The sequence below is a fragment of the Roseateles sp. NT4 genome (genome assembly GCF_051857475.1).
Taxonomy (GTDB): Bacteria; Pseudomonadota; Gammaproteobacteria; order Burkholderiales; family Burkholderiaceae_C; genus Pelomonas.
On record NZ_JBPZGZ010000001.1, the window covers coordinates 251,897 to 275,997 of the forward strand.

Here is a 24,101-nt window from a genome sequence, read left to right on the forward strand (position 1 = left end):
CGTCAGGCGGCGAGCAGCTGGCGCAAAACGAAGGGAAGGATGCCGCCGTGGAAGTAGTAGTCGACCTCGATGGCGGTGTCGATGCGCAGGGTCAGCACGACGTTTTGCGTGCTGCCGTCCGCGCGGGTGATGGTCATGGCCGCATCACCCTGGGGTTTGATCTCTTCGGCCAGCGTGATGTCAATCGTTTCCGCGCCGGTCAGGCCGAGGGACTCCCAGCTCGTGCCTGCCTTGAATTGCAGCGGCAGCACGCCCATGCCGATGAGGTTGCTGCGGTGGATGCGCTCGAAGCTCTTGGCGATGACGGCCTTGATGCCCAGCAGCTGCGTGCCCTTGGCGGCCCAGTCGCGGCTCGATCCGGTGCCGTATTCCTCGCCGGCAAAGATGACGGTGGGCGTGCCCTCCTTGATATAGGCCATGGCAGCGTCGTAGATGGTGGTCTGCTGGCCGTCCTTCAGCGTGTAGCCGCCTTCCTCGCGCGAACCGTCGGGGCGGGCTGGCAGCATCAGGTTCTTCACGCGGACATTGGCGAAGGTGCCGCGCATCATCACGTCGTGGTTGCCGCGGCGGGCGCCGTAGGAGTTGAAGTCGGCCTTCAGCACGCCGTTCTCGGTCAGGAACTTGCCGGCCGGCGTGGTCTCCTTGAAGGAGCCGGCCGGGCTGATGTGGTCGGTGGTGATGGAGTCGCCGAACAGCGCCATGACCTTGGCGCCCTTGACGCCCGACACCAGAGCCGGCGGCACCATGGTGAAGCCCTCGAAGAAGGGCGGCTGGGCGATATAGGTGCTCTTGGGCCAGTTGTAGACCTGGCCCTTGACGCCCTTGATGGCGTCCCAGAGCTTGCCGGGCTTCTTGGCGACCTGGTCATAGTTCTCCTTGAAGGCCTTGGCATCCATGGCGAACTTCATCAGTGCATAGATCTCGTCGCTGCTGGGCCAGATGTCGCCGAGAAAGACCGGCTGGCCTTTTTTGCCATAGCCCACCGGCTGGGTCATCAGGTCGCGCGTGACATTGCCGGCGATCGCATAGGCGACGACCAGCGGCGGGCTGGCCAGGAAGTTGGCCTTCAGATTGGGGTGGATGCGGGCCTCGAAGTTGCGGTTGCCCGACAGCACGGCCGCGCAGACCAGGTCGTTGTCCTGGATCAGCCTGTTCAGCTCGGGCGTCAGGTCGCCGGCATTGCCGATGCAGGTCGTGCAGCCGTAGGCGGCGACGTTGAAGCCCAGCTTCTCCAGATAGGGCAGCAGCCCCGCCTTCTCCAGGTACTCGGTGACGATGCGCGAGCCGGGGGCCAGAGAGGTCTTGATATGGGGCGCGACCTTGAGGCCGGCCTCCACGGCCTTCTTGGCCAGCAGGCCGGCGGCCAGCAGCACGCCGGGGTTGCTGGTGTTGGTGCAGGAGGTGATGGCCGCGATCAGCACATCGCCGTTCTTCACCGGGATGCCCGACTCGGTGACGAAGGGCTGGGCCAGCTTCTCGGCCGGCTGGTTGAAGCCGTTCTCGGCGGTGGGCTTGCTGAAGAGTTCGCCGAAGCTGCTCGCCAGGTTGGTGATCTCGATGCGGTCCTGCGGGCGCTTGGGGCCGGCCAGGCTGGGCACCACGGTGCCGAGGTCCAGCGAGACGACGGAGGTGAAGTCGATGTCGCCGGCCTGGGGCACGCCGAACATGCCTTGCGCCTTCCAGTAGGCCTCGAAAGCCTCGATCTCGGCCTTGCTGCGGCCCGTGCCCTTGAAATAGTCGATGGTCTTGTCGTCGACCGGGAAGAAGCCCATGGTGGCGCCGTACTCGGGCGCCATGTTGGCGATCGTCGCGCGGTCGGGCAGGGCCAGGGTGCGGGTGCCTTCGCCGAAGAACTCGACGAATTTGCCGACCACCTTGTGCTTGCGCAAGATTTCGGTGACCGTCAGCACCAGGTCGGTGGCCGTCACGCCTTCGCGCAGCTGGCCGGTCAGCTCGAAGCCGACGACGTCGGGGGTCAGGAAATAGACCGGCTGGCCCAGCATGCCGGCCTCGGCTTCGATGCCGCCCACGCCCCAGCCGACGACACCGATGCCGTTGATCATGGTGGTGTGGCTGTCGGTGCCCACCAGGCTGTCGGGGTAGTAGGTGCCGTCCTTGGCCTTGTGTACGCCGCGCGCCAGGTATTCCAGGTTGACCTGGTGGACGATGCCGAAGCCCGGCGGCACGACGCCGAAGGTGTCGAAGGCCTGCATGCCCCACTTCATGAACTCGTAGCGCTCGCGGTTGCGCTCGAATTCCAGCTTCATGTTGAGGTCCAGGGACTTCTTGGTGCCGTAGTGGTCGATCATGACCGAGTGGTCGACGACCAGGTCCACCGGCACCAGGGGCTCGATGGCCTTGGGATTCTTGCCCATGCCGGCGGCCACGTTGCGCATCGCGGCCAGGTCGGCCAGCAGGGGCACGCCGGTGAAGTCCTGCAGCACGACGCGGGCAACGACGAAGGGGATCTCGTCGACGCGGGCGGCCGTCGGCTTCCAGTTGGCGAGCTGCTCGACGTGTTCTGCCGTCACCTTCTTGCCGTCGCAGTTGCGCAGCACGCTTTCCAGCACGATGCGCGTGGAGATGGGCATGCGCGTCACGTTGGGATAGGCCTTGGCGAGCGCAGGCAGGGAAAAGAACTGCCCGGTCTTGCCGGAGGCGGTCTTGAAGCTGGACTGGGTGTTGGCGAATGCGTGGGCGGCGGCGGGTTTCGGCACGGTTACTCCTTTAGGATTCCGGGCCATTCTGGCGAGCTTGTCGTGACTTGTGTGAATTCCGCCTTTAAGGCTCGGTCATGACCGCGCCTTCCGCTCGCCCGCGTCTTTTCCCGCTGACCTGGCCGCTGCTGCTCGAACTGCTGCTGGGCATCGGCATCGGCGTCATCGGCACGGGCCTGGCCGCCCGGCTGTCGGACAACAGCGGCGCCGCCTTCGGCATCGCCAACCAGGTGTTTGCGGCCCTTTTCGTGCTGTTCCGCGTCATCGGCGCAGGCGTCAGCGTGGCCGTGACCCAGGCCTTGGGGGCCGGCCGGCGCGACCAGGCCGACGCCGTGGCCCGGTCTGTCGTGGGGGCCAGCACCTGGTTGGGCCTGGCCGGCGTGGCGGCGGCCCTGCTGGCGGCCGGGCCGATGCTGAGCCTGGTCAACACGCCCGCCGAGGTGGTGCCGCTGGCCCGCACGCTGCTGCAAGCCCTGGCCCCGGCCCTGCTGCTGGACGCCTGGAACGCCAACATGTCCAGCGTCATGCGCGCCCACCTGCGCAGCCGCGAGGCGCTCTTTGTCGTCGTCATCATCCAGGTGGTGACGCTCGGCGTGGCGCTGCTGGCCATGCCCCACCTGGGCCTGCCGGGTTATGCCCTGGCCTGCATCCTGGGGCGGGGCATGGGCCTGGCGATGCACATCACGCTGTGGCGCGGCCGGCTGGACCTGCGCCTGCGGGCGGCCGACTGGTGGCGGCTGGTGCGGGCGCCGCTGGCGACGGTGCTGCATATCGGCATCCCCGGCGCGGCCGAGAACATCGCCTGGCGGGCCGCCTTCATGACCAGCCTGGCCGCCGTGGCCCAGCTCGGCGCCCACGCCCTGGCCACCCACGCCTACACGATGCAGTTCCTGCACGTGATCCTGATGTTCAGCCTGGCCATCGGCTTTGCCGTCGAGATCCTGGTCGGCCACATGGTGGGGGCCGGAGAGTTGCATGCGGCCCACAAGCTGGTGCGCAAATCGCTGGCCCTGGGCTTTGTCGTCGCCCTGGTCGTGGCCGGCAGCTTTGCCCTGGCCGGGCCCTGGTTGCTGACGCGCTTCACGTCCGACCCCGAAATCGTCGCCATGGGCTGCACGCTGCTGTGGTGGACGGTGCTGGTGGAGCCGGGGCGCACCTTCAACCTCGTCGTCATCAATGCGCTGCGGGCCACCGGCGACGCGCGCTACCCCGTCATGGCGGGGGCCGCCTCCATGGCCATCGTGCTGGCCGGCGGCAGCTGGTTCCTGGGCGTGCACCTGGGGCTGGGCCTGGTGGGTGTCTGGATTGCCTATGCGGCGGATGAGTGGATTCGAGGCCTTTTGATGTGGCGGCGTTGGGCGACACTGGGGTGGCTGCCCCATGCCCGGGCGGCCCACCGCAGGCTGCGTCACAGCAAGGCCGGGTGAATCGGTATTTTCCTACCCAGTAAAACTTGAGGGATGTTTTCTACAATGCGCCCCTTTCGCCTTGCCCACGCCAATCCCATGAAGTTCGCTCTGACCAGCTTTTCTCTGGCCCTGATGCTCGCCTGCGGCGCCGCGCACGCGCAGCAGCCCGCGGTGATCTTCGACATGGGCGGCAAGTTCGACAAATCCTTCAACCAGGCCGGCTACCAGGGTGCCGAGCAGTGGAAGAAGGAGACCGGCAAGACCTATCTCGAGTTCGAGATCAGCAACGACACCCAGCGCGTGCAGGCCATCCGCCGCATGGCCGAGCGGGGCGCCAGCCCCATCATCAGCATCGGTTTCGCCCAGGCTTCGGCCCTGCAGCAGGTCGCCAAGGACTTCCCCAAGACCCAGTTCGCCATCATCGACGCCAAGGTCGACCTGCCCAATGTGCAGTCCCTGCTGTTCAAGGAGCACGAAGGCAGCTATCTGGTCGGCGCCATGGCGGCCCTGGTCACCAAGACCAACAAGGTCGGCTTCGTCGGCGGCATGGACATCCCGCTGATCCGCAAGTTCCAGTGCGGCTACGAGCAGGGCGCCAAGGCGACGAACGCCAAGATCGAGGTGTTCTCCAACATGACGGGCACCACGTCGACGGCCTGGAACGACCCGACCCGCGGCGGTGAGCTGGCCAAGAGCCAGTTCGCCAAGGGCTCGGACATCGTCTTCGCCGCCGCCGGCGGCACCGGCATCGGCGTCTACCAGGCCGCCAAGGACGCCGGCAAGCTGGCCATCGGTGTGGACAGCAACCAGAACCACATCCAGCCCGGCACCATGCTGACCTCCATGGTCAAGCACGTCGACGTGGCCGTCTACAACGTGCTGAAGGCCTGGAAGCCCGGCGTCAGCGTGCTGGGCCTGAAGGAAGGCGGCGTCGACTATGCGCTGGACGACAACAACGCCAAGCTCATCACGCCGCCGCTGAAGGCCAAGGTCGAAGCCATCAAGGCCGACATCATTGCCGGCAAGGTCAAGGTCGCCGATTACATGGCGGACAACGCTTGTAAATTCTGATGGCTTTGCGGGATGGACCTGTCGGCGTACCCGCCGGCAGCTCCGTCCTCAACTGACTAGAGAGCGTTCACGCCCTGACATGCCAGAGCAAGCCCCACCCGCCGTACGCCTCCAGGCGATCTCCAAGCGCTTCGGCGCAGTCCAAGCCAACCGCGAGGTGTCCTTCGACATCGCCGCGGGGGCGGTGCATGGCCTCGTCGGTGAGAACGGCGCGGGCAAGAGCACGCTGATGGCCATCCTGTATGGCTACTACCACGCCGATTCCGGGACCCTCGAGGTCAACGGCCAGCAGGTCCACATCGCCAATTCCCAGCAGGCGATTCAGCTGGGTATCGGCATGGTCCACCAGCACTTCATGCTGGTCGACACGCTGACCTGCCTGGAAAACATCATGCTGGGCGCCGAGGGTGGCTTCTTCCTGACAGCCTCCAAGGCCAAGGTGCGCGAGAAGCTGCAGACCCTGATGGCCGAGACTGGCCTGCAGGTGCAGCTGGACGCCGTTGTCGCCGACCTGCCGGTGGGCGAACTGCAGCGCCTGGAAATCCTGAAGGCCCTGTACCGCGGCGCCAAGATTTTGATCCTGGACGAGCCGACGGCCGTGCTGACGCCCCAGGAGACCGACCAGCTCTTCGTCACGCTGCGCAAGCTCAAGGAGCGCGGCACGACCCTCATCCTCATCACGCACAAGCTGCGCGAGGTCATGAGCCTGTGCAGCGCCGTTACGGTGATGCGCGCGGGGCAGGTGGTCGAGACGCGTGGCATCGAGCAGTGGAGCGAGGAGTCGCTGGCCGAGTCCATGGTGGGCCGCAAGGTCACGCTGGGCCGGCCGGAGGGCCTGGAAGTGCATGCCGGCGAAGTGCGGCTGCAGGCGTCGGGCTTGAGCCTCAAGCATGCCAATGGCGTGCCGGCGCTGAAGGATGTCAGCCTGACGCTGAAGGCCGGCGAGATCGTCGGCGTGGCCGGCGTCTCCGGCAACGGCCAGAGCGAGCTGCTGGAAGTGCTGTCCGGCCTGCGCGCACCTGAAGGGGGGCGCATGGAACTGGGCGGCCAATCCTTCTCGCCCGCGGCCTGGCTGGACACCGCCCAGGCCCGCCCGCTGCGCCTGGCCCATGTGCCCGAGGACCGGCATGCCGTCGGCCTGGTCATGAGCTTCCCGGCCTGGGAATCGGCCGTGCTGGGCTACCAGAAGCTGCCCAAATACCGCAAGGGCGCGGCCATGGACCATGCCGCCATGCGCGCCGCCACCCAACAGATGCAGGAGCGCTTCGACGTGCGCCCGCGCGACGAGAACCTGGGTTCGTCCAAGTTCTCCGGCGGCAACCAGCAGAAGCTCATCCTGGCGCGCGAGATCGGCGAGCAGCCGACCGTGCTGCTGGTGGGCCAGCCCACCCGCGGCGTCGACATCGGCGCTATCGAATTCATCCACCACCAGCTGCGCGCCCTGCGCGACGCCGGCTGCGCCGTGTTGCTGGTCAGCAGCGAGCTCGACGAGATCCTGGCCCTGGCCGACCGTGTCGTCGTCATGAACTGCGGCCGCATCACCGGTGAACTCGCCATCGAGGACTGCGACGAGAAGCGTCTCGGCCTCTTGATGGCTGCACAAGAAGAACGAGCTGCCGCATGAGCCAGCCTTTGACGCTTCCCCGCTGGATCGACATCGGCCTGCTGCCGCTGTGGAACCTCGCCATCGCCCTGGTCGTGGCCGGCCTCGTCGTCCTGGTCATCGGCCACAGCCCCTGGCAGGCGCTGACCGTGCTGCTCAACGGCGCCCTCGGCAGCGTGCGCGGCCTGGGCTATTCGCTCTACTACGCGACGACCTTCATCTTCACCGGCCTGGCGGTCGCGGTGGCCATCCATGCCGGCCTGTTCAATATCGGTGGCGAAGGCCAGGCGACCCTGGGCGGTGTGGGCGTGGCGCTGGTCGCGCTGTGGCTGGGTGCCAAGCTGCCGGCTGTTGTCATGCTGCCGCTGCTGGTCATCGCTTCGGCCTTCTTCGGCATGCTGTGGGCGGCCCTGCCGGCCTATCTGCAGGCCTGGCGCGGCAGCCACATCGTCATCACGACGATCATGTTCAATTTCCTCGCCGCCGGCCTCAACGGCTATCTGCTGGTGAACTGGCTGCGCCCGGCCGGCAGCATGGCGGTCGAGTCGGCCGAGTTTGCCGAGAGCGCCCGCATGCCGGCCCTGCATCAGATCGCCGCCGCTCTGGGTTATGAGCTGCCGTCGTCGCCGCTGAATCTCAGCCTCGTCATCGCGTTGATCGCCTGCGTGCTGGTCGGCTGGTTCCTTTGGCGCAGCGCCGCCGGCTACGCGGTCCGTGCCGTCGGCAGCGCCCCGCGCGCCGCCCATTACGCTGGCATCCGCCCGCGTGCCCAGGTGCTGATCGCCATGGCCATCTCCGGCGCCCTGGCCGGCATGGTGGGCATCAACGAGATCTCGGGCGTGCAGGGCAAGCTGACGCTGGACTTCGTCGCCGGCGCGGGCTTCACAGGCATCGCCGTGTCGCTGATGGGCCGCAACCATCCGGTCGGCATCATCCTGGCGTCGCTGCTCTTCGGCGTGCTCTACCAGGGCGGCGTCGAGGTGAGCTTCGAACTGCAGGGCTTCAGCCGTGAGATGGTGGTCACGGCCCAGGGCCTGATCGTGCTGTTCTCAGGCGCCATGGCCACTGTCAGCGCGCCGCTGTTCGCGCGCATCTACGCTGCCATCAAGGGAGGCCGCCATGGATGAAGTCCTGATCGCCTCGGTCATCGCCTCCACGCTGCGCGTCAGCGCGCCGCTGCTGCTGTGCGCGATGGCAGGCGTGCTGTCCGAGCGCGCCGGCGTCGTCGACCTGGGGCTGGAAGGCAAGATGCTGTTCGCCGCCTTTGCCGCTGCAGCCGCTGCCTCGGTCACCCATTCCACGGCCTATGGCGTGATGGCGGCCATCGCCGTCGCCTGCGTGGCCTCGCTGCTGCATGGCTTTGCCTGTGTCAGCAACCGTGGCGACCAGGTCGTCTCGGGCGTGGCGCTGAACATGATTGCCGCTGGCTTGACCGTGGTGCTGGGCATTGCCTGGTTCCAGCAGGGCGGCCAGACCCCGCCCATCGACCCCGACGTGCGCCTGACGGCCCTCGCCAAGGGCTTTGCCGAGCCGCAGCCGGGCAACTGGTTCGCCTCCGTCTTCGGCCATGGCTTCCTCAGCCACAACATCCTGGTCTATGTCGCCTTCCTGATGGTCGCAGCCGTCTGGTTCTTCCTGGAGCGCACCCGCCCGGGCCTGCGCTTGCGTGCCGTCGGCGAGAACCCGGCCATGGTGGAGGCCGCCGGCATGTCGGTCCAAGGCCTGCGCTACCAGGCCCTGCTGATGAACGGCGTGCTCTGCGGCCTGGCGGGCTCCTACCTGACGCTGGCGCAGAACGCTTCGTTCAGCCCCAACATGACGGCCGGCCGCGGCTTCATCGCGCTGGCCGCCATGATCTTCGGCAAGTGGAAGCCCCTGCCCACCATGGGCGCCTGCCTGCTGTTCGGTTTCCTGGACGCCATGGCCATCCGCATGCAGGGTGTGCAGCTGCCAGGCATCGGCGAAGTACCCGTGCAGCTGATCCAGGCTTTGCCGTATATCTTGACGGTCGTGCTGCTCGCTGGCTTCATTGGTTCTGCCATCGCCCCCAAGGCGCTGGGTCGCCCCTACGTCAAGGAGCGCTGACATGGAGCTGAGCCAAGAACTGCTGGACCGCCTGCTCGCCGAGTCGCTGCGTGCGAGGGAGTTCTCCCACGCGCCTTACTCCAACTACAAGGTCGGCGTGGCCATCCTCGACGAGCAGGATCGCATCCACGTCGGCGCCAACATGGAGAACGCCTCCTACCCGCAAGGCTGGTGCGCCGAACCTTCGGCGCTGACGGCCATGATCATGGCTGGCGGCAAGCGGGCCAAGGTCGCTCTCGTCATAGGCCCCGGCCCGGGCATCATCACTCCCTGCGGCGGCTGCCGCCAGAAGCTGCGGGAGTTCTCCGTCCCCGAAGAGCTTGTCATCATCGCCGGCGATCCTGGCGGCATACGCCAACGCTGGACCCTGGCCGAACTGCTGCCCCACAGCTTCGGGCCTTCCCATCTGAATTTCTGAGGTCTTTTCCATGATCGACAACAAGACCCTCGACCCCGCGATCACCGCGAGCGTCGAGAAGCTGCAATCCCTGTTCGGCAACGCCCCTGAAGTCGCCGTCGTGCTCGGCTCCGGCTGGGCCGGTGCCGTCAGCCATGTGCAGGAGGCCAAGAGCCTGCCCTATACCGAGCTGCCCGCCTTCCCGCAGCCCAAAGTCGAGGGCCATGTCAACGAGATCGTCGTCGGCAGCATCGGCCAGCAGCGCGTCATCTTCCTGCGCGGCCGCGCCCACACCTACGAGAGCGGCGACTGCACCGGCATGGCCGGCGCGCTGCGCTCGCTCAAGCGCTGGGGCGTCAAGCTGGTGGTGCAGACCAATGCCTCCGGCTCGCTGCGTGGCCACATGCCGCCGGGCAGCCTGATGCTGATCGCCGACCACATCAATTCGCCGCAGCGCAGCCCGTTGGTGGGAGAGCAGGGCAGCCAGCGCTTCGTCGACATGGTCAACGCCTACGACGGCGAACTGCGCAAGCACGCGCTGGCCCTGGCCAAGCGCGAGAACCTGATGCTGGGCGAGGGCACCTACTGCTGGGCCCTGGGCCCGCAGTTCGAGACCGCCGCCGAGATCCGCATGTTCGCCGCCTGGGGCGCTGATGCCGTCGGCATGAGCACCGTGCCCGAGACCATCCTGGCCCGCCACGCCGGCCTCAAGGTCATGGGCATCGCACTGATGACCAACATGGCTGCTGGCCTGTCCGCCGAGGCGCTGACGCATGACCTGACACTGAAGCAGGCCCAGATGTCGGGCGAGCGCGCCGCCAGCTTCCTGGCTGCGCTGATCGCCAGCTTCAAGGACGTGGCGCTGTGAACACCAACCTGCAAGCCGCGGCTCGTACGGCGCTGGCCTGCCTGGACCTCACCAGCCTGAACGACGCCGACACGGCCGCCGATATCGAGGCCCTGTGCAAGCGCGCGCAGACGGCCCATGGCCCGGTCGCCGCGGTCTGCGTCTGGCCGCGCTTTGTCGCCCAGGCCCGGGCCGCGCTGCCGGCGGCCATCAAGGTCGCGGCGGTGGCGAACTTCCCTGACGGCTCCCTGGACCTGCAGCGCACGCTGGCCGATGTGGCCGAGATCGCTCAGGCCGGCGGCGATGAGGTCGACGTCGTGCTGCCCTACAAGGCCCTGATCGCCGGCGACAGCACCGAGGTCGCCGAGTTCCTGTCCGAAGTCCGCTTCGCCTCGCGCCCGCTGACGCTGAAGGTCATCATCGAATCCGGCGAACTGGCCACGCCTGAGCGCATTGCCCAGGCCACGCGCCTGGCCCTCGCGGCGGGTGCCGACTTCGTCAAGACCAGCACCGGCAAGACCAAGACTGGCGCGACGCCTGCCGCCGCGGCCATCATGCTGAAGGAAATCGCCGCCAGCGGTCTGCCCGCGGCCGGCTTCAAGGCCTCGGGCGGCGTGCGCTCGGTGGCCGATGCCGCCGGCTACATCGCCCAGGCCGAAGCCGCTCTCGGCGCCGCAGCGCTGAACCCACACCGTTTGCGCTTTGGCGCCAGCGGCCTGCTGACTGATATTGAAGCTGTCTTGGCCGGCGCGCAATCCGCCGCCGTGACCGCAGCCTACTGAACCATGCTTGCCCAAGAAATCATCCGCACCAAGCGCGACGGCCAGGCGCTCGACGAAGCGCAGATCAACCACTTCGTCCGCGGCCTCGTCGACAACTCCTGGAGTGAAGGCCAGGTGGCCGCCCTCGGCATGGCCGTGTTTCTGAAGGGCATGGGCCGCGACGAAGCCGTGCTGCTGACCCGCGCGATGATGAATTCGGGCCGCGTCATGCGCTGGCCCAGCATGCCCGGCCCGGTGCTGGACAAGCACAGCAGCGGCGGCGTGGGCGACAAGGTCAGCCTGATGCTGGCGCCCATGGTGGCGGCCTGCGGCGGCTATGTGCCCATGATTGCCGGCCGCGGCCTGGGCCATACGGGCGGCACGGTGGACAAGCTCGAGGCCATCCCCGGCTACACGACGACGCCTGATCCGATCAAGTTCGAACAGATCGTGCGCAGCCTGGGCTGCGCCATCATCGGCCAGACCGCCGACCTGGCCCCGGCCGACAAGCGCTTCTACGCCACGCGTGACGTGACGGCCACGGTCGAGAGCGTGCCGCTGATCACCGCCAGCATCCTGTCCAAGAAGCTGGCCGCCGGCCTCGAGGGCCTGGCCATGGACATCAAGTGCGGCAACGGCGCCTTCGCGTCCACGCCCGAGTTCGCCAAGGAACTGGCCGAGAGCATCGTCGCGGTGGCCGGCGGTGCGGGCCTGCGCACCCGCGCGCTGATCACCGACATGAACCAGATCCTGGGCACCGATGTCGGCAACTCGCTGGAAGTCATCGAGACCATCCGCTACCTGAAGGGCGACGTCCGCGAAACGCGCCTGCACGAGGTGACGCTGGCCCTGTGCGCCGAGATGCTGGTGCTGGGCAAGCTGGCGCCGGACACGGCCGCCGCCCGCCTGAAGCTGCAGGCCGCGCTGGACTCCGGCGCCGCTGCCGAGAAGTTTGCCCAGATGGTCGTGGCCCTGGGCGGCCCGGCCGACCTGATGGAGCGCCCGGAGGCCTACCTGGCCGCCGCGCCGGTGGTGAAGCCCGTGGCCGCACCGCGTGCCGGCGTCATCACCACCATGTCGACCCGCGACCTGGGCGTGGCCATCGTCGAACTGGGTGGCGGCCGCCGCAAGGCCGGCGACGCCATCGACATGCGGGTCGGCTTCTCCGAGGTTCAGCCCATCGGCACCCGTGTCGCAGCCGGTCAGCCGCTGGCATTGATCCACGCCGCTGACGAGTCGGCCGCCGATCGCGCCATCGCTTCGTATCTGGCTGCCTGCACGCTGGGCGATGCCGACGTCGCGGCGACCCCCATGGTGATGGCCGAGGTGGGCTGATGGCAGACGAGCAAGACCAGCCGCCGCAGGATTTCCGACGCCGGGCGATCAAGAGCTTCGTCACGCGTGCCGGCCGCATGGGCACGGGTCAGATCAAGGCCCTGGCAGAGCTCGGCCCCAAGTTCGTGCTGCGCTACAAGCCCGAGCGTCTGGACGCCGAAGCCGTCTTCGGCCGCAAGGCCCCGCTGGTGCTGGAGATCGGCTTCGGCATGGGTGCCGCGACGGCCGAAATCGCGCTCACCTTGCCCGATCACGACTTCATCGGCTGCGAGGTTCATGAGCCCGGTGTCGGCGCTCTGCTCAAGCTCATCGACGAGAAGCAGATCCCCAATATCCGCATCGTCCAGCACGACGCGGTCGAGGTGCTGCGCGACATGATCGGCCCCGACCTGCTGGCCGGCGTGCACATCTTCTTCCCCGATCCCTGGCACAAGAAGCGCCACAACAAGCGCCGGCTGATCCAGCCCGAGTTCGTCGCCAAGCTGGTGCAGCACATCAAGCCCGGTGGCTATCTGCACTGCGCCACCGACTGGCAGCCCTATGCCGAGCAGATGCTCGAGGTGCTTTCTGCCGAGCCGACATTGGAAAATGCGGCGGCCGGCTATGCTGACAAGCCCGCCTACCGGCCGCTGACCAAGTTCGAAGCGCGGGGCCTGAAGCTGGGCCACGGCGTCTGGGACCTGGTGTTCCGCCGCAAGGCCTGATCGGCACCGACTTTCACTACGATTCTTCCCAACGATGCCCGCACTGATTCGCTCTTTCGCCACGTTCGCCCTGATTGCCGCCGGCTCCGCCGCCCAGGCCACCAGCTACCAGATCCCGGAGAACATCGGCTACAAGGACGTCACCATCATCCAGAGCAATGTCGTCGAGGAATGCAAGGAGCTGGGCCGCCAGCTGTCGGCCTCGCTGGCCGCGGAGCTGACCAAGACGGGCGTCGAAGTCCAGCGCGTGGCCACTCTGGATGCCGCGGCCGGCCCGGTCGTCGACATCAAGATCAGCAACCTCGTCAGCGCCGGCAACGCCTTCATCGGCCATCGCAAATCCGCCAGCGTCTGGGTGGAACTGCGCCAGGGCAGCGAAGTGCTGGCCTCCAAGGGCTTCACGCGCGACACCATGGGCGGTGCCTTTGCCGGCTTCAAGGGCTCCTGCACGGTGCTGGAGCGCGCCGTGCTGGTGCTGGGCAAGGACGTGGCCCAGTGGACGCAGTCCATCCCGCTGCGGGGTGCTGCGGGCGGTTCGCCCTGATCCGACGGTGAGCGCCATGCAGGACCAGCCTTCCAGCCCCGTGCATGGCAAGCATGTGCTGCTGGCGATGACCGGTGGCATTGCCGGCTACAAGATCGCCGAGCTGACGCGCCTGTTCGTGAAGGCCGGCGCGACGGTGCAGGTCATGATGACCGAGGCCGCCGAGCAGTTCATCACCGCCGTCACCATGCAGGCCCTGTCCGGCCGTCCCGTTTACACCAGCCAGTGGGATGCGCGGCCCGACAACAACATGGCCCACATCAACCTCAGCCGCGAGGCCGATGTGATGCTGGTGGCGCCCGCGAGCGCCGATGCCATCGCGGCCCTGGCCCAGGGCAGGGCGGACGACCTTGTCAGCCTGACGGCGCTGGCGCGACGCATCCATGAATGCCCGCTGCTGGTCGTGCCGGCCATGAACCGCGAGATGTGGGCCCACCCGGCCACGCAGCGCAATGTCGCGCAGATCAAGGCCGACGGCGCGACCATCATCGGCCCGGCCAATGGTGACCAGGCTTGCGGCGAGATCGGCGATGGCCGCATGCTGGAGGCCCAGGAGATCTTCGACGACGTCGAGGCCTTCCTGGCGCCCAAGACCCTGGTCGGCAAGAAACTGCTGGTCACTGCCGGACCGACCTTCGAGCCCATCGACCCGGTGCGTGGCATCACCAACCACAGCAGCGGCAAGATGGGCTTTGCCATCGCGCGCGCCGCGGCCGAAGCCGGTGCCGAAGTCACGCTGGTGGCCGGCCCGGTGCATCTGCCCACACCACGTGGTGTGCAGCGCATCAATGTGCAGTCGGCTCAGCAGATGTTCGATGCCGTGCTGCCGCTGGCGACCCACCAGCACGCCTTCATCGCCACGGCCGCCGTGGCCGACTGGCGCCCGGCGCAGACACATGAGCACAAGCTGAAGAAGGCCGAGGGCGGCGCGACCGCGCCGACCATCGCAATGGCCGAGAACCCCGACATCCTCGCGGCCGTCGCCAAGCTGCCCAAGCCGCCTTACTGTGTCGGCTTCGCCGCCGAGAGCGAGAAGCTGGCCGAGCATGCCGACGCCAAGCGCCGCCGCAAGGGCATCCCTCTCATCGTCGCCAATCTGGGGCCGGCCACCTTCGGCCGCGACGACAACGCGCTGCTGCTCATCGACGAGCAGGGCCAGCGCGAATTGCCTGAAGCGGGAGGTCGGGCCGACAAGCTCAGCCTCGCGCGCGAGCTGATTGCCGAACTTTCCAAAAGACTCTGATGCACGCGATTGATTTGCAAGTGCTCGACGCCCGCATGGCCGAGCAGATCCCCGCCTACGCCACGCCTGGCAGCGCCGGCCTCGACCTGCGCGCCTGCCTCGACGCCGCCATCACGCTGGCTCCGGGCCAGACGACGCTGATCCCCACGGGCCTGGCCATCCACATCGCCGACCCGGGGCTGGCCGCCATCATCCTGCCGCGCTCGGGCCTGGGTCACAAGCACGGCATCGTGCTGGGCAACCTCGTCGGGCTGATCGACAGCGACTACCAGGGCCAGCTGATGGTCAGCTGCTGGAATCGTGGCCAGACGGAATTCGTCATCCAGCCGTTCGAGCGCATCGCGCAGCTCGTCATCGTGCCGGTCGTGCAGGCCAGCTTCCGCCGTGTGGACAGCTTCGATGCATCCGCACGCGGCGCCGGCGGCTTCGGTTCCACCGGCAAGGGCTGAAGAAAAAGGGCGCCGAGGCGCCCTGATTTTTCAGTGGATCTGCTCGTCCGGCGGTGCGCCGGTCTGCACCATGAAGATGGGCTCGCCGACCGATCCGGCCTGAGCCTCTGCCTCAGTCGCTGCGCGCACATCCAGCAGCGTCAGATGCATGCGCAGGCCGATACCCGCCAGCGGGTGGTTGCCGTCGAGCACGACGTGTTCCGGGTAGACCTCGGTGACCGTGTAGACCACGTCCTGCGGCATGCCCTCGGTGGCGGCGCCTTCGGGCAGGCCCTCGATCTGCAGGCCGGGCTCGACGCCATCGGGGAACAGGCCGCGGGCCTCGAAACAGACGAGGTTGGAGTCGTAGTCGCCAAAGGCTTCCTCGGGTTGCAGCGCGAGGTCGGTCTCGAAGCCGACGGCTTGGCCTTCCAGGGCTTCCTCGACCTTGGCAAACAGGTCGTCCCCTCCGACCAGGAATTCCATGGGCTCGGTCAACTCGTCAATGAGCTGGCCTTGGGCATCTTCGAGTCTCCAACGCAGGGAGACGACACAGGGGCGGGTCACTTGCATGGCGGCAATTTTCCCACACTGCCCTCGGCACAATGCCTGCATGCAGATTGCACTTCCCACCCCCATGCTCGCCGGCCTGAGCCCGGCGCAATTCATGCGCAAGCATTGGCAGAAGAAGCCGCTGCTGGTGCGCCAGGCCTTCGATGCCGCCGCGCCGCCCGCTTCACTGAAGGAACTGGCCGCCCTGGCTGCCCGTGACGACGTCGAGTCCCGCCTCGTCACGGCATTCGACGGCGACTGGAAGCTCAAGCAAGGCCCCATCGCGCGCCTGCCGGCCATGAGCAAGCCCGGCTGGACCTTGCTGGTGCAGGGCCTGGATCAGCATCTGGCCGAGGCCCGCGCCTTGCTCGACCTGTTCCGCTTCGTGCCCGATGCCCGCCTGGACGACCTGATGCTGTCGGTCGCCAGCGATGGTGGCGGTGTCGGCCCGCATTTCGATTCCTATGACGTCTTCCTGATCCAGCTCGCCGGCAAGCGCCGCTGGCGCATCGGCGCCCAGCGCGACGCCGTGCTGCGCGACGACGTGCCGCTGAAGATCATCGCCAACTTCAAGCCGGAAGAGGAGTTCGTGCTCGAGGCCGGCGACATGCTCTATCTGCCGCCCGGCTGGGCGCATGACGGGGTGGCGGTCGGGTCGGGTTGCATCACCGGCTCGGTCGGCTTTCGCGCCTCCAGTGCCGAAAGCCTGGCGGCCGAGCTGCTGCCGCGGCTGCTGGACGATGTCGAGAGTGCCAGCCGGCTCTACGCCGATCCACGCCAGGAAGCGACCAGCGAGCCGGCCTGCGTCCCGGCCGCGCTGCTGGACTTTGCCCGTCGCGCCGTCGAGGACGCCGTGCAGCGTCCGCAAGCGCTGGAGCGGGCGCTGGGCGAGGCCTTGACCGAGCCCAAGGCCACCGTCTGGTTCGAGCCCGGCGAGCCGCTGCCGCAGGGGCAGGGCGCCGTGCTCGACCGCCGCAGCCGCATGCTCTATGACGCTGCCCATGTCTTCCTGAACGGCGAGAGCTTTCGCGCGGGTGGCCGTGACGCGGCCTTGATGCGCAGCCTGGCCGACACCCGCGTCCTCAGTGCCGCCGAGGTGGCGCGTCTCTCAACCGATGCGCGTGAATTGCTGGATCAATGGACCGAGGACGGCTGGGTTCAGCCGCAGACGCCATGAACGCACAACACTTTGCCGGTCGCGCCGAATTCCTGCGCCTGACCATGGAGACCCTGGCCTGGGCCTGCGAACAGGGCTGCCGGGAGGTCCACGCCTGGGACGCGAGCTTCGTCGACTGGCCGCTGTCTGAGGCCGCCGTGCTGGAGTCCCTGACCCACTGGGCCCGCAACGGCCGCCAGCTGCATCTGCTGGCCCTGCAGTACGACGACATCGTGCGCCGGCACCCGCGCTTCGTGCGCTGGCGCCGCGACTTTGCCCACTGCGTGACGGCCCGCGCCATCGAGCCTGAGTTGCGGCTGGAGGAGGCGCCCGAGGCGTTGCTGCTGGCTGTCGGCCCCGAGTCGAGCGTGAGCCTGCGCCTTTTCGACCGTCATCTATGGCGTGGCGAAGTCAGCCTGGACACCGCCCAGCGCCTGCGCGGCCTGGAATGGTTTGATGCCCTGGCACAACGTTCCAGCGACTCATTTGCGCCCACGACTTTGGGGTTGTGAGCGTTAGCGACGTGCAAACCCCTATAATCACTGGCTAGGCGAGGGAAGCGCTCGAGGTTTTCCGCGTCTTGTTCTGTCGGGGTCGGCAGTCAGTGTGCAAAAAGCACTGGCGCACGACCCCAAAATTATGGTGTGCACCGTCGTTTAAACGTTTGAGGACAAGTAATGAATAAGTCGATCCTGTTGGCTTCCCTGCTGGCTGCCGTTGCTCTGACCGCCTGCAGCAAGAAGGAAGAACCCAAGGTTGAGGCCCCGGCCCCCGTCGTCGCTCCGGCCCCCGCCGCTTCGGAAGCCGCTTCGGCTGTTGCCGACGCTGCCTCGGCTGCTGCCAGCGCCGTCGTCGACGCTGCCGCGTCCGCCGCTTCGAAGTAATCACTTCGTCCCCACGGAAAGAGCCGCCGCTGCGTGAGCAGCGACGGCTTTTTTCTTTTTCGCGACGCTTTTGCGCGTCTGGCTGGCGCGGTTACAAAACTTTGCTCGGCGCGATTTCGCCGCGCAGCTCAGTTCAAGGCCAGCCAGTCCAAACCCAGCTTCGGGTGAGCAACGCGAATATCTGATTCCCTGGCGCCGAGCACTTCGATCAGCGCCGCGCGCGCCAGTTCCGGCGTGTTGTTGTGTTCGCTGAGATGCGCAGCAGAGACCGTCTTGAGGCCTGAGTGCAGGCAGCGGCTCAGCAAATCCGCCGCCGCGGCGTTCGACAGATGGCCGTGCGTGCCCAGGATGCGCTTCTTCAGCGACGGGTGATACGGCCCGGTGCGCAGCAGGCCTTCGTCGTGGTTGCACTCCAGCAGCAGCGCCTGGCAGCCCGCCAAAGCAGTGGCGACGTCATCCGGCGCGCAGCCCAGGTCGGTGACGATACCCAGCCGCAGCGCGCCGTCGCTGAGCGCCAGCTGCAGCGGTTCGTTCGCATCGTGCGGCACGGCAAAGGGCTGCAACTCCATATCGCCGAGCGCCATGGCCTCGCCGTCCTTCGCGATGCGCAGCAGGGCCGGATCGAAGTCGGCGCTGCCCACGGCCCGCCAGGTGCCACGGCTCATGATCAAGGGGCGGCGGTAGCGCATGGCGAAGGCCAGCGCGCAGCCGATGTGGTCACCATGCTCGTGGGTGATGAAGACCGCATCGACCTCCTCGGGAGCGCTGCCGGCCCGCGCCAGACGCTTGACGAGCTCGCGCACGCTGAAGCCGGCATCGACGAGCAGGCGTGTGCTCGTGATGCCTTGGCTGGCTTCGATCAGCGTGGAATTGCCGCCGCTGCCGCTGCCGAGGCTGCAAAAGCGCATCACGGCAGCGACTTCCGTGCGTGAGGCTTACTTCAGGTCGTCCATCAGCAGCGACAGGATGCGCTTGGCGTTGTCGTCTGCAATGGCCTGACCGCGCTCGTCCAGCACGCGGACGGTGCTCTTGACGCCCTCGGCCTTGACGGAGACGCGGTAGCGCACCGGCGTCGAGGCCTTGGCGCCGAACAGGCGCTGGAAGAAGTTGGGTTCGTCCTGGCCGGCCTTCTCGGGGTCGGCGTAGCGCAGGTAGAACAGGCCGGCGGCGCGGTCGCGGTCTTCGATGGTGAAGCCATGACGGTCCAGCGACAGGCCCACACGGCGCCAGGCGCGGTCGAAGCCGTCGTTGACGTTGAGGCTGTCAGGCACTTCGGACAGCGGCCGGCGGACGGCCGCGCCCTGGGCGTCGCCGCCGACCTTCATCGTGCTGGCGGTGGTGGCAGCCGCCGGCTTGCCGGCGTCGGCGACCACGGCCTTGGCGTCGTCTTCCTTGCCGCCCAGCTTGAGCATCAGGCGCGACAGCATCTCGGCTTCGAGATAGGGGTCGGCCGGGCGGTTCTGCCAGGCGGTGGAGTCACGGCCCTGGGAGGTGTAGACCTCCTGCATGCCGCGATGGCTGATGAAGATGTCGGTGCCGGTGGCGCCGCGCTCCACACGGGTGCGGTACATGTCGCGCTCGCCGGTGGAATAGAGGCCGTCGAAGACCTTGCCGATGGTGGAGCGGATGAAGTCCTGCGGCAGCTTGGCGCGGTTCTCGCCCCAGTTGGTCTCCATGGTGCCGATCTCGGGCTGCTCCTTGACGACCTCCAGGCCGCGTTCCTGCCAGAACGTGCGGATCTGCGGCCAGAGCTGCTCCGGCGAGGCCGAGGTGTGCAGCCAGCGATCGGTACCGCTGCGCTCCAGGCGCACCTCGCCGAGGGTGTTGGCGGCGACGCTGCCGGCCACCAGGGACTGGGCGTTGGTCGAATTGGAGGGCTTCACCGCCGACAGCGCGGAGGCCGTGATGGCGCCGCCCTGCACCTGGGCGCGGTTGTCCTTGGCGAGCTGGGTCAGGTCGGGCGGAACGTCCAGGCCCTGGGTCTGGCGCGAGGCGGCCTTGTAGTCGACCTTGTCGCTCGAGAACATGCTGTCGATGGTGCTGCAGCCAGCGAGCGACAAAACAAAGGCCGTGCAGGCCAGACGGGTCGCCGTGGGGCGGAGCGAGGAAACAGACATCACGCTGGAAATCTCCGGGGAACTAGAACGCCGGACCTGGCCGGCGCAGCCGCGCATTAGACCAGAGGCTCAGAGCAGTCCGGCTTCAACCATGGCCTGACCGACGCTGGCCTGGCCGGCGGCGGTCAGCGGCGTGATGGGCAGGCGCAGTGCACCGCCGCAGCGGCCCAGGCGCGACAGCGCCCACTTGGCCGGCCCGGGGCTGGGTTCGCAGAACAGCTGCTTGTGCAGGCCGAGCAGCTTGAAATGGAGCTTGCGGGCCTCGGCGGCATTGCCTTCGATGGCCAGGCGGCACAGCTCGGCCATCTCGCGCGGGGCGACGTTGGCCGTCACGCTGACATTGCCATGGCCGCCCAGCAGCATCAGGGCGACGGCCGTGCCGTCGTCACCCGAGTAGACGTGAAAGCCCTGGGGCGCGTGCTTGATCAGGAAGGCGGCGCGCTCGATGTTGCCGGTGGCCTCCTTGATGCCGAAGACACCGGGCAGGGCGGCGCAGCGCAGCGTCGTCTCGGGCGCCATATCGGCGACGGTACGGCCGGGCACGTTGTAGAGCATCATGGGGATGTCCACGGCCTCGGCAATCGCCTTGAAGTGCTGGTAGATGCCTTCCTGGGAGGGCTTGTTGTAGTAAGGCACGACCGACAGGGTGCAGTCCGCGCCGACTTCCTTGGCGTAGCGGCTCAACTCGATGGCCTCGGCGGTGGAGTTGGCGCCGGTGCCGGCCAGGATGGGGATGCGGCCCTTGGCATGCTCGACCGCGACGCGAATGATTTCGCGGTTCTCTTCCATGCTGACGGTGGGCGACTCGCCCGTGGTGCCGACGACGCCGACGCAGGCGGTGCCCGACTCGACATGCCAGTCGATCAGGCGGCGCAGGGCGGGGTAGTCGATGCTGCCGTCCTCGTTCATCGGGGTGACGAGGGCGACGATGCTGCCGAGGATGGGCTTCATGGTGGGAATGTCTTAAGGAATCCGGCGATTTTAGGCTGCAGGCGGCAGCCGGATGGCCGCAACGCGCTGCACGAATCTCGGGTTGACGCCGTCCTCGAACAGGTCTTCGTAAGCCACGATGCGCCAGTCGCCGCAGACGCGCAGCAACTCGCCCCGCTGCAGCAGGAAATCGGGCCGTGACGGCCGGCCGATGGTCTGCTGGCCGTCGGCGAAGGTTTCCCAGATCAGCCAGCCGCCCGGCTTGACGGCGGCGCGGATATCGTCAAACAGCGGGCGCCACAGGTAGTTGCAGACGACCACCAGGTCGAACTGCTGCTGCAGCGGCCAGGGACCGTTCTCGATATCGGCGTCGATGATCTTTGCAAGGCTTTGCAGAGGCGCCGTGGCGGCGGTGTCACGGTCCACGCCCGTGACCTGCCAGCCGGCATCCACCAGCCAGCGCAGATTGCGCCCCGAGCCGCAGGCCACGTCCAGGGCCGTGCCGGGTGGTGTCGGCGCAAAGCGCTGCAGCCAGCTTGAAGGTGTGCCCGTCATCCGAAGCAGGCCCAGATCTGGTCGCTGAGCTGGACCATGACGGCCGGGTGGCGATAGGCCATCACCGTCAGCGCCAGCGCGGCGACGGCCAGCGTCGGCCAGAGCCAGCGGCCTGGCTTGTGCCTCATGCCGCCTGCGTCCTCACCGACCGGTCAATGGGCGCCTCGCGCACTGGCAGGTTGGCCAGCATGGCCATGACGCCCAGCGCGATGGCCAGCCACCAGACGACGTCGTAGCTGCCGGTGGCGTCGTAGAGCTTGCCGCCCAGCCAGACGCCCAGGAAGCTGCCGATCTGGTGGCTGAAGAAGACGAAGCCGCCCAGCATGGACAGGTGCTGGGCGCCGAAGATCTGCGCCACCACGGCATTGGTAGGCGGCACGGTGGACAGCCACAGGAAGCCGATGACGGCCGCGAAGATGTAGACGCTGATCGGCGTCAGCGGCACGGCGATGAAGATGATGATGGCCACGGCACGCAGGCCGTAGATGGCCGACAGCAGATAGCGCTTGGGAAAGCGCTGGCCCAGCATGCCGACGGCATAGGTGCCGAAGATGTTGAACAGGCCGATCAGCATCAGCGCACCGGTCGACACGCCGATGCCCAGGCCGTGGTCCTTCAGATAGCTGGGCAGGTGCACGCCGATGAAGACGACCTGGAAGCCGCAGACGAAGTAGCCCAGCATCAGCAGCTGGAAGCTGCGGTAGCCGAAGGCCTCCTTCAGGGCCTGGCCGACGCTCTGGTGGGCGGCGCCCGTGGCGCTGGCCTGGCGCTCGCGGATGCCCAGGGCCAAGGGCACGATGAGCAGGGCGGCGCCCGCCAGCAGGTAGAGGGCGTTCTGCCAGCCGATATGGCTGATCAGCCAGGTCTCGACCGGGATCATGACGAACTGGCCGAAGGAGCCCGCGGCGGCCGCGACGCCGAAGGCCCAGGAGCGCTTCTCGGCCGACACGGTGCGGCCCAGCACGCCGTAGATGACGGCATAGGTCGATCCCGACTGGGCGATGCCGATCAGCACGCCGGCACCCAGCGTGAAGCTCAGGGGATGGCTGGTCACGGCCATCAGCGTCAGGCCCAGGGCATACATCAGCCCACCCATGACCAACACCTTCCAGGCGCCGAAGCGGTCGGCCAGCATGCCGGCGATGGGGCCGGCGGCGCCCCAGGCCAGGTTCTGCACGGCGAGGGCAAAGGAGAAGGTTTCGCGCGTCCAGCCGCGCTCCGTGATGATGGGCTGCAGCCAGAAGCCGAAGCCGTGGCGGATGCCCATCGACAGCGTGACGATCATGGCGCCGCAGAGCAGCACCTGCTGGACGGACAGTCCCGTGGAGGCAGGGCGGGGGGTGTTCATGCGGCGACTGTAATCAGCGCCGCTTGGCCTTGCTCGCCGGCTTGGCTTTGGCGCTGCCGGCCTTCTTCTTGGTGGCCGCCTTCTTGGGGGGATCGGCGGTGGACGCTTCCGCCTGGGAGCTGGACGCCGCCACGTCGGCCAGCCGGGTCAGCAGCCGGCCCTGCTTGACGCGCAGCATGGGCATGTCCAGGGTTGCCAGGTCCGTCAGCGGGTTGTCGCCCAGCAGCAGGAAGCTGGCTTCGCAGCCCGGCTCGAAACAGCCGATCTTGCGTTTGGGGAAGAGGACCCGCGGTGTGTCCTGCGAGGCCAGGCGCAGCAGGGTGGCCCGGTCCAGGCCGAGGTCGGCGAGGGCATGCAGCTCAGCGCGAGCCGTGCCGATGAAGACGTCGGAGCCCACCAGCAACTGCACGCCGGCAGCCTGCAGCCGCGCCAGGTTGGCGCGTTGCACCTCGCGCAGCGTGGTCAGTGATGCCGCGTCGAGCTTGAAAAGGGCGGTGGCGGCCGTCGTCGTGATGACGGCGGTGTGCTGGCGCGCCGCCAGGGCGGCCGCGGACTCGCTGATGGCAAAGACCTCGGGTGCCTCGTCCAGCGTGTTGGCATAGCCCGGCAGGTGGGCGATGGCATCGACGCCGGCGGCCAGGGCGGCATCGAAATCGGCCGCCGTCTCGACATGGGCGACGACGCGCCGGCCCTCCGCATGGGCCAGGCGGGTCAGCTCGCTGGCCGTGTCGGGCCGCAGGCCGAGGCGGCCGAACATGGCCGGCTGCTGGTGCAGTTCGGGCCTGTCGCTGTGAGCCAGCACGATGCGCAGCCACGTGCCGCCGCGGGCCTTGATGGCCGGCCACTGGGTGCGGGCCTGCTCCGGGCTGTCGACCAGCACGATCTGCTGCTGGGCCGCGGCGGCCTCGGCGCTGGGCTCGGGCAGCACGGCGGCCAGCGGGTAGCCGTCGGGCGAGGTGATGCAGGCGGTGACGAAGCTGACGTCGGGGGCGGCGGGCGTGGCAGCCAGCGGCTTGACCTCGGCGACGCCGGCCGGGTCGCCGCAGAGCATGGCGGCGTAGAACACGCCCTCGTCGACATACTGGTCGGCGTACTGGCCCCAGCCCCAGGCCGTCTGCAGGTTGTGGTTGTGGGCCTCGGCCAGCGGCGGGATCAGGGTCTGCTGGCCGCGCAGGTCCATCTTGCGGTTGACCTTGGCCGGCTTCCTGGCGACGAAGACGCCGTTCTCGACATAGAGATTGCCCTTCTGGATCTGGCGGCCATCGAACCAGCGGGCGTTCTTCAGCTCCCAGGACAGCGGGGCGCTGGCCTGGTAGGGCTGTTGCGGAGTGGGTGATGTCTGGGCCTGTGAAAAACTACAGGTCAGAGCCAAGCAAGCAATCAGGAATCTCAAGCGCTGGAACTCGGTCTTCGGG

At 67.7% G+C, this 24,101-nt stretch carries 25 protein-coding genes; 16 read left to right on the plus strand and 9 right to left on the minus strand.

From position 1 onward, the window contains the following. Window positions 1-2: 2 nt before the first annotated feature. A complete protein-coding gene (gene acnA / locus ACS5PN_RS01155; RefSeq protein ID WP_439462111.1) occupies window positions 3-2,744 on the minus strand; it encodes an aconitate hydratase AcnA in 2,742 nt (913 codons plus the stop codon). A gap of 50 nt (window positions 2,745-2,794) precedes the next feature. On the opposite strand from acnA, the gene ACS5PN_RS01160 reads away from it, so the two are divergent. From ACS5PN_RS01160 to dut, 13 genes are all read left to right on the plus strand, one after another. Then, window positions 2,795-4,144, plus strand: coding sequence for an MATE family efflux transporter (locus ACS5PN_RS01160; RefSeq protein WP_439462112.1), 1,350 nt, complete (start codon window positions 2,795-2,797; stop codon window positions 4,142-4,144). Between the two features lie 78 nt (window positions 4,145-4,222). Further along, complete coding sequence (locus ACS5PN_RS01165) at window positions 4,223-5,197, plus strand: BMP family lipoprotein (RefSeq protein WP_439462113.1); 975 nt, start codon at window positions 4,223-4,225, stop codon at window positions 5,195-5,197. A 79-nt stretch (window positions 5,198-5,276) separates the two neighbouring features. After that, window positions 5,277-6,821 (plus strand): ABC transporter ATP-binding protein, encoded by a 1,545-nt coding sequence (locus tag ACS5PN_RS01170; RefSeq protein WP_439462114.1) that lies wholly within the window; start codon window positions 5,277-5,279, stop codon window positions 6,819-6,821. After that, complete coding sequence (locus ACS5PN_RS01175; protein ID WP_439462115.1) at window positions 6,818-7,927, plus strand: ABC transporter permease; 1,110 nt, start codon at window positions 6,818-6,820, stop codon at window positions 7,925-7,927. Before ACS5PN_RS01170 ends, ACS5PN_RS01175 begins: the two co-directional genes overlap by 4 nt. Continuing rightward, window positions 7,920-8,885, plus strand: a complete 966-nt coding sequence (locus tag ACS5PN_RS01180) for an ABC transporter permease (protein ID WP_439462116.1) — start codon at window positions 7,920-7,922, stop codon at window positions 8,883-8,885. The genes ACS5PN_RS01175 and ACS5PN_RS01180 overlap by 8 nt, the downstream gene beginning before the upstream one ends. Before the next feature lies 1 nt (window position 8,886). Beyond that, a complete protein-coding gene (gene cdd, locus ACS5PN_RS01185) occupies window positions 8,887-9,303 on the plus strand; it encodes a cytidine deaminase (protein ID WP_439462117.1) in 417 nt (138 codons plus the stop codon). Window positions 9,304-9,313: 10 nt separating this feature from the next. Beyond that, window positions 9,314-10,150, plus strand: a complete 837-nt coding sequence (locus ACS5PN_RS01190) for a purine-nucleoside phosphorylase (RefSeq protein WP_439462118.1) — start codon at window positions 9,314-9,316, stop codon at window positions 10,148-10,150. Continuing rightward, window positions 10,147-10,911, plus strand: coding sequence for a deoxyribose-phosphate aldolase (deoC, locus tag ACS5PN_RS01195; RefSeq protein WP_439462119.1), 765 nt, complete (start codon window positions 10,147-10,149; stop codon window positions 10,909-10,911). Before ACS5PN_RS01190 ends, deoC begins: the two co-directional genes overlap by 4 nt. A 3-nt stretch (window positions 10,912-10,914) precedes the next feature. After that, on the plus strand, window positions 10,915-12,225 hold the full coding sequence (gene deoA / locus ACS5PN_RS01200) for a thymidine phosphorylase (protein ID WP_439462120.1): 1,311 nt from the start codon (window positions 10,915-10,917) through the stop codon (window positions 12,223-12,225). After that, window positions 12,225-12,929 (plus strand): tRNA (guanosine(46)-N7)-methyltransferase TrmB, encoded by a 705-nt coding sequence (trmB, locus tag ACS5PN_RS01205; RefSeq protein WP_439462121.1) that lies wholly within the window; start codon window positions 12,225-12,227, stop codon window positions 12,927-12,929. The genes deoA and trmB overlap by 1 nt, the downstream gene beginning before the upstream one ends. A 34-nt stretch (window positions 12,930-12,963) precedes the next feature. Then, window positions 12,964-13,473 carry a hypothetical protein gene (locus ACS5PN_RS01210; protein ID WP_439462122.1) on the plus strand — a complete coding sequence of 170 codons (510 nt, stop codon included), beginning with the start codon at window positions 12,964-12,966 and terminating at the stop codon, window positions 13,471-13,473. 16 nt (window positions 13,474-13,489) lie between these two features. Beyond that, the gene (gene coaBC / locus ACS5PN_RS01215) at window positions 13,490-14,716 is read left to right on the plus strand and encodes a bifunctional phosphopantothenoylcysteine decarboxylase/phosphopantothenate--cysteine ligase CoaBC (protein ID WP_439462123.1); all 1,227 of its coding nucleotides are present in this window, start codon (window positions 13,490-13,492) and stop codon (window positions 14,714-14,716) included. Continuing rightward, window positions 14,716-15,165: a dUTP diphosphatase gene (dut, locus tag ACS5PN_RS01220; protein ID WP_439462124.1), complete on the plus strand. Its 450-nt coding sequence runs from the start codon at window positions 14,716-14,718 to the stop codon at window positions 15,163-15,165. Before coaBC ends, dut begins: the two co-directional genes overlap by 1 nt. Before the next feature lie 30 nt (window positions 15,166-15,195). Here the strand turns inward: dut and ACS5PN_RS01225 are convergent, their stop codons facing one another. Then, entirely contained in the window at window positions 15,196-15,717 is a 522-nt protein-coding gene (locus ACS5PN_RS01225) for an FKBP-type peptidyl-prolyl cis-trans isomerase (RefSeq protein WP_439462125.1), read from the minus strand. Window positions 15,718-15,757: 40 nt separating this feature from the next. Here ACS5PN_RS01225 and ACS5PN_RS01230 point away from each other — a divergent pair, with 40 nt between their 5' ends. From ACS5PN_RS01230 to ACS5PN_RS01240, 3 genes are all read left to right on the plus strand, one after another. Continuing rightward, window positions 15,758-16,873 (plus strand): JmjC domain-containing protein, encoded by a 1,116-nt coding sequence (locus tag ACS5PN_RS01230; RefSeq protein ID WP_439462126.1) that lies wholly within the window; start codon window positions 15,758-15,760, stop codon window positions 16,871-16,873. Further along, on the plus strand, window positions 16,870-17,364 hold the full coding sequence (locus ACS5PN_RS01235) for a hypothetical protein (RefSeq protein WP_439462127.1): 495 nt from the start codon (window positions 16,870-16,872) through the stop codon (window positions 17,362-17,364). Before ACS5PN_RS01230 ends, ACS5PN_RS01235 begins: the two co-directional genes overlap by 4 nt. A gap of 165 nt (window positions 17,365-17,529) precedes the next feature. After that, the gene (locus tag ACS5PN_RS01240) at window positions 17,530-17,736 is read left to right on the plus strand and encodes a hypothetical protein (RefSeq protein WP_439462128.1); all 207 of its coding nucleotides are present in this window, start codon (window positions 17,530-17,532) and stop codon (window positions 17,734-17,736) included. Window positions 17,737-17,864: 128 nt separating this feature from the next. Here ACS5PN_RS01240 and ACS5PN_RS01245 read toward each other — a convergent pair whose 3' ends face one another. The 7 genes from ACS5PN_RS01245 to ACS5PN_RS01275 form a co-directional block, all read right to left on the minus strand. Then, window positions 17,865-18,644 (minus strand): MBL fold metallo-hydrolase, encoded by a 780-nt coding sequence (locus ACS5PN_RS01245; RefSeq protein WP_439463679.1) that lies wholly within the window; start codon window positions 18,642-18,644, stop codon window positions 17,865-17,867. A 27-nt stretch (window positions 18,645-18,671) separates the two neighbouring features. Further along, window positions 18,672-19,853, minus strand: coding sequence for an outer membrane protein assembly factor BamC (bamC, locus tag ACS5PN_RS01250; protein ID WP_439462129.1), 1,182 nt, complete (start codon window positions 19,851-19,853; stop codon window positions 18,672-18,674). 69 nt (window positions 19,854-19,922) lie between these two features. Beyond that, window positions 19,923-20,804: a 4-hydroxy-tetrahydrodipicolinate synthase gene (gene dapA, locus ACS5PN_RS01255; protein ID WP_439462130.1), complete on the minus strand. Its 882-nt coding sequence runs from the start codon at window positions 20,802-20,804 to the stop codon at window positions 19,923-19,925. Between the two features lie 30 nt (window positions 20,805-20,834). Continuing rightward, window positions 20,835-21,338, minus strand: a complete 504-nt coding sequence (locus ACS5PN_RS01260) for a class I SAM-dependent methyltransferase (protein ID WP_439462131.1) — start codon at window positions 21,336-21,338, stop codon at window positions 20,835-20,837. Then, complete coding sequence (locus ACS5PN_RS01265) at window positions 21,335-21,466, minus strand: hypothetical protein (protein WP_439462132.1); 132 nt, start codon at window positions 21,464-21,466, stop codon at window positions 21,335-21,337. Before ACS5PN_RS01265 ends, ACS5PN_RS01260 begins: the two co-directional genes overlap by 4 nt. Next, complete coding sequence (locus ACS5PN_RS01270; RefSeq protein WP_439462133.1) at window positions 21,463-22,686, minus strand: MFS transporter; 1,224 nt, start codon at window positions 22,684-22,686, stop codon at window positions 21,463-21,465. The genes ACS5PN_RS01265 and ACS5PN_RS01270 overlap by 4 nt, the downstream gene beginning before the upstream one ends. Before the next feature lie 13 nt (window positions 22,687-22,699). Next, window positions 22,700-24,058, minus strand: a complete 1,359-nt coding sequence (locus ACS5PN_RS01275) for an amidohydrolase family protein (RefSeq protein WP_439462134.1) — start codon at window positions 24,056-24,058, stop codon at window positions 22,700-22,702. Between the last annotated feature and the right edge of the window lie 43 nt (window positions 24,059-24,101).